This is a genomic window from Haloarcula sp. Atlit-47R, from assembly GCF_003665985.1.
Lineage (GTDB): Archaea > Halobacteriota > Halobacteria > Halobacteriales > Haloarculaceae > Haloarcula > Haloarcula taiwanensis.
Window position 1 is genome coordinate 585364 of sequence record NZ_QPLQ01000002.1, and the last position, 12351, is coordinate 597714.

Genomic DNA, 12351 nt, shown 5'->3' on the forward strand with positions numbered 1-12351 from the left:
CGACTTCTATCGGGTATGACTGAGCAGGACGCAGCCGACGACGCGGCCGCGACCGAGGAGTCGACCGCGAGCGAGGCGCAAGCGGACGGCGACGCGGATTTCGAGGACGTGCCCGAGGGCGGCAACGCCGATGAGGTTGACCTGGGCGAGTTCGATATCGACGACGAATTGGTCGACCGGGTCGCCGAATCGGATCCTGAAGACATCGCCCGCGAACTCTCCGCGCTACGGTCGCGCGTGGACAGCCTCGAATCGCAGGTCGAACAGCAGGACGACGACATCGAGGAGCTGGAGGAAAAGCTCAAACGCAAGCAAGCGGAGTTCCAGAACTACAAAAAGCGGATGGACAAGCGCCGCGAGCAGGAACAGAAGCGTGCCACCGAAGACCTCGTAACGCGCCTGCTCGACGTTCGGGACAATCTGGAGCGCGCGCTCGAACAAGACGAGGACACTGATATCAGGGGCGGGGTCGAGTCCACGCTTCGCCAGCTTGACGACGTGCTCGATGCCGAGAACGTCGAGGTTATCGACCCCGATCCCGGCGGAGACGTCGATCCGACGCAGCATCAGGTGCTTGCCCGCGTCGACAGCGACCAGCCCGACGGAGCAATCGCCGATGTCCACCGGCCGGGCTACGAGATGGCCGACAAAGTGTTGCGCGAGGCACAGGTCACAGTCAGCGAGGGCGAGGAATAGCGGGCGATATCAACGGTATAGCGGTCGTATAGCGGTACATTAAATAATCACCGGTCAGAGGAGACTATCGAGTATAAAACCGCCCGGAGGAGGTCCCTTTGTCCGTTTTTCCAATCAGTACATCTAGCAACTTTTAACCGGCCCAATCCGCTATGAGCGGGTAAGATGGCGAGCAACAAGATTCTGGGTATCGACCTTGGGACCACGAACAGCGCGTTCGCGGTCATGGAAGGTGGCGACCCTGAAATCATTGTCAACGGCGAAGGCGAGCGGACAACACCGTCCGTCGTCGCGTTCGACGACGGCGAGCGACTCGTTGGGAAACCGGCGAAGAACCAGGCGGTAAAGAACCCCGACGAGACGATCCAGTCGATCAAGCGCCACATGGGCGACGACGACTACACGGTCGAACTGGACGGAGAAGAGTACACGCCGGAACAGGTCTCGGCGATGATTCTGCAGAAGATCAAACACGACGCCGAGGAGTACCTCGGCGACGAAATCGAGAAGGCCGTCATTACGGTCCCGGCATACTTCAACGACCGCCAGCGCCAAGCGACCAAGGACGCCGGCGAGATCGCCGGCTTCGAGGTCGAACGCATCGTCAACGAGCCGACCGCGGCCGCGATGGCCTACGGGCTGGACGACGAGTCCGACCAGACCGTCCTCGTGTACGACCTCGGCGGGGGGACCTTCGACGTGTCCATCCTCGACCTGGGCGGGGGCGTCTACGAGGTCGTCGCCACGAACGGCGACAACGACCTCGGTGGCGACGACTGGGACCACGCCATCATCGACTACCTCGCCGACGAGTTCGAGGCCGAACACGGCATCGACCTGCGCGACGACCGGCAGGCCCTCCAGCGGCTGACCGAGGCCGCCGAGGAGGCCAAAATCGAGCTCTCCTCGCGCAAGGAGACCCGCATCAACCTCCCCTTTATCGCGACCACCGACGACGGCCCGCTGGACCTCGAACAGAAACTCACGCGCGCGAAGTTCGAGTCGCTCACCGAGGACCTCATCGAGCGCACCGTCGGCCCGACGGAGCAGGCCCTGGCCGACGCCGACTACACGAAAAGCGACATCGACGAGGTCATCCTCGTCGGCGGGTCGACGCGGATGCCCCAGGTCCAGGACAAGGTCGAGGAGATGACCGGCCAGGAGCCCAAGAAGAACGTCAACCCCGACGAGGCCGTCGCGCTGGGCGCGGCCATCCAGGCCGGCGTCCTGAGTGGCGACGTAGACGACATCGTCCTGCTCGACGTGACGCCGCTGTCGCTGGGCGTCGAGGTCAAGGGCGGCCTGTTCGAGCGGCTCATCGAGAAGAACACGACCATCCCGACCGAGGAGTCCAAAATCTTCACCACCGCCCAGGACAACCAGACGCAGGTCCAGATTCGCGTCTTCCAGGGCGAGCGTGAAATCGCCGAGGAGAACGAACTGCTCGGCGCGTTCGCGCTCTCGGGCATCCCGCCGGCCCCTGCGGGCACGCCCCAGATTGAAGTGTCGTTCAACATCGACGAGAACGGTATCGTCAACGTCGAAGCCGAGGACAAGGGCTCGGGCAACAAGGAGGACATTACCATCGAAGGCGGTGCCGGCCTCTCCGACGAGCAGATCGAAGAGATGCAACAGGAGGCCGAACAGCACGCCGAGGAGGACGAACAGCGCCGCGAGCGTATCGAAGCCCGCAACGAGGCCGAGGCGTCCGTCCGCCGCGCCGAGACACTCCTCGACGAAAACGAGGAGGAGATAGACGACGACCTCCGGGCCGACATCGAGGCCAAAATCGAGGACGTCGAGGAAGTCCTCGACGACGAGGACGCCACGAAAGAAGACTACGAGGAAGTCACCGAGACCCTGAGCGAGGAACTGCAGGAGATCGGGAAGCAGATGTACCAGGAGCAGGCCCAGCAGGCCGCCGGCGGCGCTGCGGGCGCTGGTCCGGGTGGCGCGGCCGGAGCCGGTCCCGGTGGGGCTGCCGGACCGGGCGGCGCGGCCGAGCAGGGCGAGGAGTACGTCGACGCCGACTTCGAAGACGTTGACGAAGACGAATAGGGCAGATCACATCGCTTGGGTCGGGACAGCGGACCGGAAGCCGACCAACTGGCAGGCCATCCCCGAACCGTGACCGACTGAACGGTCACGCCGGTTCGATGTCGTACGGTGAGTGGCCGAAACAGAATTTAGTGGCGGCAGTGATCGTTCGTCGTCTGTCTGCACGTCGGTTGAACTGACGAGCGAGAATCGTCTGACCGGAACGCCCCCGCAGAAGTTACTGTGCTGTGGAGCCAGTCCAGTTGCGACAGGAGCACAGTTGCGTGTAGGATATCACGGTCCGTACGGCGTTGCATCGAAGCAGCCACAGCCTCGACGAGAGGGCCGATGTTCTAGTCAAGCAAACTGAGTTTTCGACCCATATATAAGTAACCTGACCTGTAAATTAAGCGTAGAATTAATACGTTTGACCAACACAGTTCTAGTAATGAGTGGGTCCGACAGCCAGCCCGACCGGCCATCTGACGACCCGGACACCCTCCATGCGGAGTTCGACTGGAACGCAGTCTCGCCGTCAGTAGCAGTCGTACAAACGGTCGCGATCGCGGCTGACCGAGAGGCAACAGAGCTGTCGCCCCTCATCGAAACGCTCGATCCGGACGCACTCGATCAACTATTTGTTCAGTCGTCAGGGCCGGACAGTACCGTCTCACTCTCGTTTCAGTTGGGCAAGTACGCAGTAACCATGACCGGAACCGGGGACGTGTATGTCCGCACTGAGTCTGTCCGTCTGTGACTGCGCGGGAGAATGAACACCACCGTCGAAGCCCAAAAACGCATCTCCGAAACGCTCTGGCGACCCTCCCTGTGAGGAAGCAGTCAGCCGGTCTCGTTCCCGAGCGTTACTGTATCGAGCGTCGTTGTCCGTTCGGCCGGCGCGCCGAGCGGGCGGCCGGTCCAGCGGACCGCGACGGTGTCGCCAGCGTCGAGGTAGAAGCCGACCGAGACGTCGCCATCAAGGTAGTTACCGTCACCGTTCGAGTCCACGCGCGGGTCGTCAACGACGACCGTATCGCTAGAGTCGACGGGCAATTGGTCCGGCCCGGCCCACGTCAACGTTATCGAGCGGTTCTGGTCGGCGTCGGTAACGACAAGCTCCAGCGCGTGCGTACTGGTGTCGGTAAGCCGGTCCCCGCCGGTGTGGGTGAGCGTGACCGCTCCCGCCTCAGCGTCGAACTCACCCTCAATGGTAACCGACGGGGACGCCGTCCGCAGATCAGCGCCGGGGCCGACGACGAGGGCGACCAGCCCGACGACGGCCAGCGCCGCGAGCCCCCAGACTGCGACTCGCTCGACCGTGACGAGACCCCGGTGACCGCGCGACGACTCAGGACTCATTGCCAGAATCCTCCCTCGGCACGGAAATAAGCGCCCCGGTACGGGTCGAACACTACTAGTCGGCAACCCGTTCTTTTGAAGTAGCTCAATCGTCTAAGCCTTGTACAACGAATGAGTCAGGATTTCTACGAGATACTGGGTGTCTCTCGGGACGCCTCCGAAGACGAGATCAAGGAGGCCTATCGAGAGAAAGCCCGGGAGTACCACCCGGACGTGAGCGATGACCCCGACGCCGAGGAGAAATTCAAGCAGGCCAAGAAGGCCAAGGAGGTCCTCACCGACGAGGAGAAGCGCCAGATGTACGACCAGATGGGCCACGAGCGCTTCGAGCAGGCCGAGAAGCGCGGCGGCGCTGGCGGTGGCGGCGGCCGCGGCGGGATGGGTGGAGACCCCTTCGGTGGCGGCGCTGGCGGTTTCGATATGCAGGATATCTTCGACCAGTTCTTCGGTGGCGGCGGCCGCGGCGGGCGCGGTGGCAGTCGACGGCGACAGGGACAGGACCTCCAGACGCGGCTGGAAATCGACCTTGAGGAGGCCTACAACGGCGCGACGAAGCAACTGAACGTCACTCGGCCGGAAGCCTGTGACGACTGTGGCGGGACCGGTCATCCGCCGGGGGCCGACTCGGAGACCTGTCCGGAGTGTAACGGGCAGGGCCAGACGACGCAGGTCCAGCAGACACCGATGGGTCGGGTTCAGCAGACGACGACCTGCCGCCGGTGTGAGGGCGAGGGGACGCTATACGATGAGACGTGTTCGACCTGCCGGGGTAATGGCGTGGTCCAGAACGACGCGACGCTCGAGGTCGAGATTCCGTCCGGTATCGCCGACGGACAGACGCTCCGGATGGAGCGCGAGGGCGCGCCCGGCGAGAACGGCGGCCCGAACGGCGACCTGCTCATCGAGGTGAACGTCCGCGACCACCCGAACTTCGAGCGCGACGGCGACGACCTGCAACACCAGCAGGCCATCTCATTCCCGCAGGCCGTCTTCGGCGACACCATCACCGTCCCGACGCTGGACGGCGATGTCGAGGTCGACGTGCCAAGCGGTACCCAGAGCGGTGAGGTGTTCCGCCTAGAGGGCAAGGGAATGCCCCGCCTCCGCCGCCGCGGCCGGGGGGACCTCTACGTGCAGGTGCAAGTCGTCACGCCCGACAGCCTCAACGCCGAGCAGAAGGAGGCCCTCGAACAGTTCGCGGAGGCCGGTGGCGAGGAGGTCGACGTCGAGGAAGGTTTCTTCGAGAAGCTGAAGAACTCGCTGTAGTCAGCCGTCGCTCGCCGATGTCCCGTTTGCTCCGGATTGGCCCTCGTATTTCGCAAGCGCCGACGAGAGCGCGGCATCGGCGTCGATGTCGAGTTGCACGCACAGCGCAAGCAGTGCAAATAGAGCGTCGCCGAGTTCCGCTTCCCGTACCGACAGTGCCGCCGAATCAGTGCCGTAGCCGGTCGTCTCGTTGACTGCGGCCGCAATGTCACCGAGTTCAGTCACGACATCGAGCAGTCGGTAGGCGGGCGGCGTGTCGATGTCGCTCCGGCTGAGTACGTCAGCGATTTGTTGCTGTCGTTTCATTTATAGGCAGTGGAGGACCCTATCCACATCCGCTTTGTGGCCGCGCTGTTTTTCATCGGTGGAGCCGAACGACAACGTATGCAGGTACTCGGTGACCTTGTCGCGCAGGCCCGCGACCGCGACGGCGTCCTCTTTCGTTCGCCGGAGCGGGCGACGCCGTACAGCTACTCCGATTTCGCCACGAACGCCTGGAAAGGCGGGAATCTGCTGCGGCATTACGGCGTCCGGCACGGGACGCGGGTCGCCGTCGTCGTGGGTCCGAAAGAGCCGACAGACGGGGACCGACCGGGCTACCTTCGAGACGCCCCGGACGCACTACTTGCCTTCCTCGCGGCGGCGCTCGACGGGGCGATCGTGGATATGGACCCGCCGAATGCGGTCGACGCGACAGCGCTCGTCGCGCCGGCAGCGTGGTTCGACCGCTACACGCAGGGACCAGGAACCAAGGGACTGGCCTACGGTGGTCCGGTCGATGACCCGACAATCGCCCAATTCGAGCGAGAACTGTGGAGCGAGAACCCGCTTCAGCCACCGGGAGAGGTCGCGCCTGACGACGCGGTGCTGGCGGCCGACAGGACCTACACGCACGGCGAGCTCATGGCCGAGAGCGGCCGTGTCGTCGCCGACTACGACATCGACGCAGAGACGACTGTCGCGCTTCGGGCACCGATGACGACTGCAGGCGCGGTCGTCGCCGGATTGCTCGCGCCGATGCGGGCCGGTGCGACAGTTGTGTTCGGCGGCGACGAGGAAGCCGATATCGCTGTTGCTGACCGGAACGTACCTGAGGAGATCGTTGTTCGACCGGGCGACGCGACGCCGTCGTAGCAACCGGGCGGACGTTCGTCATTGATATCCTCAGCGGGTACGCGGCACTCGCCGTGTTGGTGTGGACAAGAGACGGAACCGCCCGGCAGTCAGTTGGAGGCCGCTGTTGCTTTCTTAAAGAATATATTTGTCCGGCCACAAGCGGGCGTATGGATTTTGACTTCGTGTCAGCGGTTGCCCCACTCGTCGTGATTGTTGCCGTCGCGGCGGTCGCGCTCACGAGGGTAATGACTTCCTCGACAGTGTTCATGATGGTGCTGCCCTCGATGATCGTCTTCTCGGTCATCGCGTTCTTCTTCGGAATGAAACACGGCGAGTTCCGCGCCAGTCCGTAACAGCCGCTCTCAGTCCGCGTGGTCACAGAACAACGGCCTGAGTTCCTCCGATTTCAACGCCACTCGGTTACCGGCAGGGCTGCGTGTTGGCTGGTGTATAGGCCTGTCTGAATACCCTCTGTCAGACGACAAAACCACATTATTTTCGGAAAGTACTTCGTCGGACGTAACACCGGGCTGTCGCTGGAGACGGGGTCGTCTACACGGTGGCTTTGCCGTCACTCAGTCGGGCGGACGAAGTCCGCGAGCGTCACCAGTAGGCCGAGCAGCCAGCCCAGTGGGATGGAGATGCCGAGCCAGATGATGACGTAGGCGATGCCTTCCCGGTCGAAGTTTTCGATGAAGAACTCCGCGACGCCGACGGCGGCCAGCACCTCATAGAGGAACCACCGGGACAGCGAGTCGCTTGCGGGAATGACGACCGAGGCGACAGTCGTCGAGTACAGCGCGGCGACGACCGGCGGCAGGAAGATAGCGGTCATAGCGAACGGATACGCCAGCGCGACGGTCGTCCCGCGGCCACCGACCCGCCGGAACGTGACAGCCAGTGCAGCCGACAGTGTCGCAACGCCGCCGGCGACAGCGACGGCGGTGAACCCACCTGACACGAGGTTGATGCTCCCCGGTTCGAGTCGCGCGAGAGCCGCCAGACCGCCCCAGGCGAGGACCGAAAGGAGAACCACACCAACAACGCCCAGACGGGTCGCCGTGCCGTCGATGCGACGGGTCTGGTAGCGCAGGACGACGCCACACAGTACTAGCGGATACACCAGCGCGATGACTGGGACCCCGAGCGCAGACCAGAGGTGATAGAGAGCCAGCCCGATAGAGGTGTCTGGCGTCCACGTGCCGAGGACGGTGTCGTTAGCGTTTCGCTGACGCGGATACACGAGTTCCATCCACGTTTCGTGTAATCTATTGAGGTCGATACGAATCCCGCCGACGACCCCGTGGCTTCCGGTAGACATACCGGTGGTTTCGTTCTACCGGCGTTAAATGTTTCACGGCACCTGTGACTGGTGTGTGATTGCTCTGCCCCGATTCGAAACCGACATATTCAGGACGGGGAGTCCCAAACGGTCAGGTATGACAGACGGTAGAGCGGACGTGTCCCGTCGGGGCTTCCTGCGGACGGCGGCAGGGGCCACGGCTGCGTCGGCCGCAGCAGGCACCGCGACCGCACAGGAAGGCACCGAAGGTGGCGACGGCGGTGGCGGCGGGGGGCCGCCGGATTTCGGCGGATTCCTCGACCAGGTTGGAAACTACGATGGCTCGGTCGTCGATGCGACCGGACAGGACACGGCGACAGTGGAAGTCGGCGTGCAGGCAAACGGCGGCGCCTTCGGCTTCGGCCCGGCCGCGATCCACGTCGACAACGGCGCGACCGTCCAGTTCGAGTGGACGGGCAACGGCGGCGGCCACAACGTCGTCTCGGACGGCGAGGGCCCGCTTGACTCCGGGAGCGCTGTCTCCAGCGCCGGCGTCAACTACGAACACACCTTCGAGGAGGACGGCATCTATCCCTACGTCTGCGTACCACACGAAGGGCTTGGGATGAAAGGAGCTATCGTCGTCGGCACCGACTACCCGACGAAGTCCTCCGGTGGCGGCGGTGGTGGTAGTGGGAGCTCCGGCCCGCCGGAAGTGCCAAACAGCGCGAAAACGCTCGGTGTCGCGACCTCGTTCGTGATGGTCGCGACGCTCGGCCTCGCGTACTTTTTCATCCGGTACGGCGGCGACTACGAGACGCCCGAGTAACGCTCCGTCACCGCGTTACACCGAATCCGGGCCGGCGTGAATCTCCAAATCGACGTCCCGTTTCTGTCCTTCGAGGTCCTCCACGACACGTTCGACGATTTTGGTCGCTTCCTTGCGGATGAGCGGCTTGACTTTCTCGATAACCCAGTCCATCGAAACCAGTCGGGGGAGGTCGATGGCACTGCTCGAGGCCGACCCGGGGTCGAACGCGACGTGAAACCGCACCCGTGACGCCGACTGTACGTCCGCCGGGACGCCGTCCGGACCCGGTTCGACTGCCCAGTGTCCTTCGGCGTCGATGTCTTTGACGATCCGCCAGTCGATGCGCGTCGGCGGCGAAACGTCAGTTACCTCCGAGCGCGCAGTGTAAGAGAGCTTCCACCACGAAAACACGAGGTCGTAGTTCGTCCCCGGCGAGCCGTCGCCGTCCTGTACCACGCGGTCGAGATACTCCGAGTATTGTGCGTAGCCCGGGAAGTCCAGCAGAAACTCGTAGACTTCTTCGGGTGGGACATACACGACTGTGCTGACCTCGACTTCGTCCACGTCTGTGACACCGGATGTACTGACCGTAAACTTTCGGGCATAGAGCCGGGTCCGTGGCAGCGATTTTTGCCGTAACATTTCCACAGAGCATAATATCAAACAGAAAATATTATCATCCTGTATTGGGTACAGTGGTAGTACCATGAGTGCATCCGATATCCAATCTGCTGATACCGACAGCGAATATGAGAGTGGCGGATGGGAAGCCGTCCGCGATCTCCCGCCGAGCGCGAAACTCGTCGCAAAAGTCTTGGAGTACAACGAGACCCTGACGCAGAGCCAGCTCGCCGAGGAGACGCTACTGCCGCCACGGACGGTTCGGTACGCCCTCTCCCGTCTCGAAGATGTCGGCGTCATCGAGTCCCGGTTTTCCTTCGCCGACGCTCGCAAACGGATCTACACGCTTCAGGTCGAGTAAGCGCACCCTGTATTCTGGGTCAAGAACCGCTTTACCCTGCCTTGTCGCCCGTTCACAGTGTGAGGACAACGTTGATTAGTCAGCCTCACAAGACATCTGGTATGAAAGTCGTCCTGATTGGTGTCGGGCAGGCTGGTGGGAAAGTGACCCAGTCGCTTGCCCAGTTCGATTACGACATGGGGTTCAATGCTGTTCGGGGAGCCCTCGCCGTTAATACGGCACGAGCAGACCTCCAGAACCTCGATATAGACACGGCCCTCATTGGACAGGACCGCGTGAAAGGTCACGGCGTCGGCGGTGACAACGAACTCGGCGCCCAGATTATGCAAGAGAACGCCACTGAAGTGCTCGACGAACTCGACGGCCGCATCACGACCGAGGCCGAGGCCATCGTCGTCGTCGCCGGCCTCGGCGGTGGCACTGGTTCAGGTGGCGCACCGATGCTCGCCCGCGAACTCAAGCGTATCTACGAGAAGCCGGTGTACGTCCTCGGCATCCTCCCCGGCCGGGACGAGGGTGGCCTCTACCAGGCCAACGCCGGTCGGTCGCTCAAGACCGCTGCCCGCGAGGCAGACTCCCTCCTGCTCGTCGACAACGACGCCTGGCGGGGCAGCGGCGACAGCGTCGCCGCCGGCTTCGAACGCGTCAACGACGCTATCTCACAGCGCGTCGGCCTGCTGTTCGCCTCCGGCGAGGCAGTCGAGGGGGTCGGCGAAAGTGTCGTCGACTCCTCGGAAATCATCAACACGCTCAGAGGCGGCGGCATCGCCTCTATCGGGTACGCCAGCGCAGAGGCCAGCGAGGACGCCGGCGAGAACGTCAATACTATCACCAGCGTGACACGGAATGCCCTCCTTACGAGCATGAGCCTGCCCAACGCGGTCAAGGCCGACTCGGCCCTCCTCGTCGTCGCGGGTGACCCCGAACGCCTCTCGCGAAAGGGTATCGAACGAGCGCGCCGCTGGGTGGAAGACGAGACCGGGAGTATGGAGGTCCGGGGCGGGGATTTCCCACTCGGTTCGGATAAAGTCGCGTCGCTCATCGTTCTTTCGGGCGTCGAACGGTCCGAACGGGTTAACGAATTTATGGACCGCGCTAAAGAAGCAGCGAACTCACAGGGCGCAACGACCGATCCGGACGAGTTCACGAACGACGAGCTGGACGGCCTGTTCTGACTGCTCCGGGCCTCAGAATCACCCGACCGCAGCAGGGGCCTCAGGCGAGGCTGCTACCGTCGAACTGGGCGCGGTCGAAGTCGTGGTCGAGGAGGTCGAGAATTGTCGGCGCGATGTCGTAGAGGTCGGCGTCGTCGATGCGGACGTCCGGGTCATCGACGAGCAACGTCGCGTTGTCGAAACTGTGCATGCCGTTTCGCGGCCCGACGCCAAACACGTCCTCGGAGCCCTTGAATCCGGCTTTCAGGTCGAAGCCGTGGTTCGGAACGACGGTAAGGTCCGGCGCGATGTCGTCGTGGTCGCCGCGGAAGGCGTCCTCTTTGGTGACCACGCGGTCAGCGACCTTCTTGCCGTCCGGGCCTTCGAGTTCTTCGAGACGCTGTTTGAGGTCGGCGCGGACGGACTCGTACATGTCCCGCGGGACGCCGCCGTTCGGTTCACGGTCCTCCAGGTTGATGTAGAAGCGGCCGGGGATGAGCGAGTAGGCCTTCGTGCCCTCGCTTATATCGCCGAGTTCAGAGTGGTCGTCGTCCGCGTAGTCGAGCCACCCCTCCTGCTGGAGCCACTCGTTGAAGTGGACCTCGTAGTCAAGCGAGGTGAACCCGTGGTCCGAGGCGACGACCATTGTCACGTCGTCGGGGAGTCGGTCGCGCAGGTCGCCGAGGTAGGCGTCGACCTGTTTGTAGAACTCAAAGAAGGCCTCCTGGTTCTCGCCGTCGCGCTCGTAGTCTTTGAACAGGAAGTGGTTGACCCGGTCCGTGGTCATGAACACGCCGAAAAACAGGTCCCAGTCGTCCTGTTCGACGTAGTGTTTGAACGTCTCGTAGCGCTTTTCGAGCGTCTTGTGCGCGTCTTCGACGAAGTCGCTCTTGTCGTCGTCGTGGCCGAGTTTGGCGTTGACATCGATGCGGTAGTCGTTTTCCTGGAGGTGGTCCCGGAGTTCGTCCGGGTAAGCGGCCTTGTCGACGCCGGGCGATAGGAAGCCTGACACCATCCGCTGGACGTTGCGCTGTGGCGGGAAGGTCACAGGGACGTTGAGCACCGTCGCGTTGCGGCCGTCGTCGGTGACGCGGTCCCAGAGCCGCGTCGCCTGCACGTCACGCCCCATCGGGACGTAGGTGTCGTATGAACCAACTTCCCGGTCCTGGAAGCCGTACACGCCGGTCTGTCCGGGGTTGACGCCGGTCGTCAACGCTGGCCAGCAGGCGCTAGACTCGGGCGGAACGATGCTGTCGATGGGGCCGGCGCTTCCGTCCGACGCCATCTCCGTAAGGTTCGGAAACACGTCAGGGTGTTCGTCGATGAGGCTGAACGGTACGCCGTCAATGCCGAAGAAGGCAACACGCGGTGCGTCGTCGCCCTTCAACCGGTCGAATAATCCCATACGACCCGTTAGTCAGGTCAGGAACAAGAAACTTCTTTTCGGGACCGCGTCACCGAAAGCGGCAAAATCATCGTCACAGCAGCCTGGTCAGGACGACCGGTCCGCGTTCTCCGGAACCACGGTTAGATGTGCGATTCCGGGTGTAGACCGTCGCTCGATTCGCGGAACGACAGTCGTGTGGTCCAGCGCCGTGTCGGTGTCGTCAGTAGCCATACGCGTATTCATAGTGTTCACACGGGCAAA

General features: G+C 63.1%; 15 protein-coding genes. 9 read left to right on the plus strand and 6 right to left on the minus strand.

From position 1 onward, the window contains the following. Positions 1 to 15: 15 nt before the first annotated feature. From DVK00_RS10675 to DVK00_RS10685, 3 genes are all read left to right on the plus strand, one after another. The gene (locus tag DVK00_RS10675; RefSeq protein ID WP_121511180.1) at positions 16 to 696 is read left to right on the plus strand and encodes a nucleotide exchange factor GrpE; all 681 of its coding nucleotides are present in this window, start codon (positions 16 to 18) and stop codon (positions 694 to 696) included. Positions 697 to 861: 165 nt separating this feature from the next. Beyond that, on the plus strand, positions 862 to 2754 hold the full coding sequence (dnaK, locus tag DVK00_RS10680) for a molecular chaperone DnaK (RefSeq protein ID WP_101349294.1): 1893 nt from the start codon (positions 862 to 864) through the stop codon (positions 2752 to 2754). 427 nt (positions 2755 to 3181) lie between these two features. Further along, positions 3182 to 3490, plus strand: coding sequence for a HalOD1 output domain-containing protein (locus tag DVK00_RS10685; RefSeq protein WP_101349293.1), 309 nt, complete (start codon positions 3182 to 3184; stop codon positions 3488 to 3490). 83 nt (positions 3491 to 3573) lie between these two features. On the opposite strand, the gene DVK00_RS10690 is transcribed toward DVK00_RS10685, so the two are convergent. Beyond that, complete coding sequence (locus tag DVK00_RS10690; protein ID WP_101349292.1) at positions 3574 to 4092, minus strand: hypothetical protein; 519 nt, start codon at positions 4090 to 4092, stop codon at positions 3574 to 3576. Positions 4093 to 4203: 111 nt separating this feature from the next. Between DVK00_RS10690 and dnaJ the strand changes: the two genes are divergently transcribed. Beyond that, positions 4204 to 5358: a molecular chaperone DnaJ gene (gene dnaJ, locus DVK00_RS10695; RefSeq protein WP_101349291.1), complete on the plus strand. Its 1155-nt coding sequence runs from the start codon at positions 4204 to 4206 to the stop codon at positions 5356 to 5358. On the opposite strand, the gene DVK00_RS10700 is transcribed toward dnaJ, so the two are convergent. Continuing rightward, positions 5359 to 5664: a MazG-like family protein gene (locus tag DVK00_RS10700; RefSeq protein WP_101349290.1), complete on the minus strand. Its 306-nt coding sequence runs from the start codon at positions 5662 to 5664 to the stop codon at positions 5359 to 5361. Between the two features lie 78 nt (positions 5665 to 5742). Here DVK00_RS10700 and DVK00_RS10705 point away from each other — a divergent pair, with 78 nt between their 5' ends. Continuing rightward, positions 5743 to 6492, plus strand: a complete 750-nt coding sequence (locus tag DVK00_RS10705; RefSeq protein ID WP_121536835.1) for a hypothetical protein — start codon at positions 5743 to 5745, stop codon at positions 6490 to 6492. A gap of 149 nt (positions 6493 to 6641) precedes the next feature. Next, the gene (locus DVK00_RS10710) at positions 6642 to 6827 is read left to right on the plus strand and encodes a hypothetical protein (protein WP_101349289.1); all 186 of its coding nucleotides are present in this window, start codon (positions 6642 to 6644) and stop codon (positions 6825 to 6827) included. A gap of 218 nt (positions 6828 to 7045) precedes the next feature. Here DVK00_RS10710 and DVK00_RS10715 read toward each other — a convergent pair whose 3' ends face one another. Continuing rightward, positions 7046 to 7795, minus strand: a complete 750-nt coding sequence (locus DVK00_RS10715; RefSeq protein WP_101349288.1) for a hypothetical protein — start codon at positions 7793 to 7795, stop codon at positions 7046 to 7048. Between the two features lie 118 nt (positions 7796 to 7913). On the opposite strand from DVK00_RS10715, the gene DVK00_RS10720 reads away from it, so the two are divergent. Continuing rightward, complete coding sequence (locus DVK00_RS10720) at positions 7914 to 8585, plus strand: halocyanin domain-containing protein (RefSeq protein WP_101349287.1); 672 nt, start codon at positions 7914 to 7916, stop codon at positions 8583 to 8585. Positions 8586 to 8600: 15 nt separating this feature from the next. Here the strand turns inward: DVK00_RS10720 and DVK00_RS10725 are convergent, their stop codons facing one another. Further along, on the minus strand, positions 8601 to 9131 hold the full coding sequence (locus DVK00_RS10725) for a type II toxin-antitoxin system RatA family toxin (RefSeq protein ID WP_121577776.1): 531 nt from the start codon (positions 9129 to 9131) through the stop codon (positions 8601 to 8603). Between the two features lie 142 nt (positions 9132 to 9273). Here DVK00_RS10725 and DVK00_RS10730 point away from each other — a divergent pair, with 142 nt between their 5' ends. Together DVK00_RS10730 and DVK00_RS10735 are read left to right on the plus strand one after the other, a co-directional pair. After that, positions 9274 to 9549, plus strand: a complete 276-nt coding sequence (locus DVK00_RS10730) for a helix-turn-helix domain-containing protein (RefSeq protein WP_121511184.1) — start codon at positions 9274 to 9276, stop codon at positions 9547 to 9549. Positions 9550 to 9650: 101 nt separating this feature from the next. After that, entirely contained in the window at positions 9651 to 10724 is a 1074-nt protein-coding gene (locus tag DVK00_RS10735; protein ID WP_101349285.1) for a tubulin/FtsZ family protein, read from the plus strand. A 40-nt stretch (positions 10725 to 10764) separates the two neighbouring features. Here DVK00_RS10735 and DVK00_RS10740 read toward each other — a convergent pair whose 3' ends face one another. Further along, positions 10765 to 12108, minus strand: coding sequence for an alkaline phosphatase family protein (locus DVK00_RS10740; RefSeq protein ID WP_101349284.1), 1344 nt, complete (start codon positions 12106 to 12108; stop codon positions 10765 to 10767). A gap of 87 nt (positions 12109 to 12195) precedes the next feature. Beyond that, positions 12196 to 12321, minus strand: coding sequence for a hypothetical protein (locus DVK00_RS22260; RefSeq protein ID WP_255410212.1), 126 nt, complete (start codon positions 12319 to 12321; stop codon positions 12196 to 12198). Positions 12322 to 12351: the final 30 nt, after the last annotated feature.

Bases quoted from the DNA above. Each gene is read 5' to 3' on its own strand.
- DVK00_RS10675 (WP_121511180.1), top strand. From the start codon at position 16: ATGACTGAGCAGGACGCAGCCGACGACGCGGCCGCGACCGAGGAGTCG.
- dnaK (WP_101349294.1), top strand. From the start codon at position 862: ATGGCGAGCAACAAGATTCTGGGTATCGACCTTGGGACCACGAACAGC.
- DVK00_RS10685 (WP_101349293.1), top strand. From the start codon at position 3,182: ATGAGTGGGTCCGACAGCCAGCCCGACCGGCCATCTGACGACCCGGAC.
- DVK00_RS10690 (WP_101349292.1), bottom strand. From the start codon at position 4,092: ATGAGTCCTGAGTCGTCGCGCGGTCACCGGGGTCTCGTCACGGTCGAG.
- dnaJ (WP_101349291.1), top strand. From the start codon at position 4,204: ATGAGTCAGGATTTCTACGAGATACTGGGTGTCTCTCGGGACGCCTCC.
- DVK00_RS10700 (WP_101349290.1), bottom strand. From the start codon at position 5,664: ATGAAACGACAGCAACAAATCGCTGACGTACTCAGCCGGAGCGACATC.
- DVK00_RS10705 (WP_121536835.1), top strand. From the start codon at position 5,743: ATGCAGGTACTCGGTGACCTTGTCGCGCAGGCCCGCGACCGCGACGGC.
- DVK00_RS10710 (WP_101349289.1), top strand. From the start codon at position 6,642: ATGGATTTTGACTTCGTGTCAGCGGTTGCCCCACTCGTCGTGATTGTT.
- DVK00_RS10715 (WP_101349288.1), bottom strand. From the start codon at position 7,795: ATGTCTACCGGAAGCCACGGGGTCGTCGGCGGGATTCGTATCGACCTC.
- DVK00_RS10720 (WP_101349287.1), top strand. From the start codon at position 7,914: ATGACAGACGGTAGAGCGGACGTGTCCCGTCGGGGCTTCCTGCGGACG.
- DVK00_RS10730 (WP_121511184.1), top strand. From the start codon at position 9,274: ATGAGTGCATCCGATATCCAATCTGCTGATACCGACAGCGAATATGAG.
- DVK00_RS10735 (WP_101349285.1), top strand. From the start codon at position 9,651: ATGAAAGTCGTCCTGATTGGTGTCGGGCAGGCTGGTGGGAAAGTGACC.
- DVK00_RS10740 (WP_101349284.1), bottom strand. From the start codon at position 12,108: ATGGGATTATTCGACCGGTTGAAGGGCGACGACGCACCGCGTGTTGCC.
- DVK00_RS22260 (WP_255410212.1), bottom strand. From the start codon at position 12,321: ATGGCTACTGACGACACCGACACGGCGCTGGACCACACGACTGTCGTT.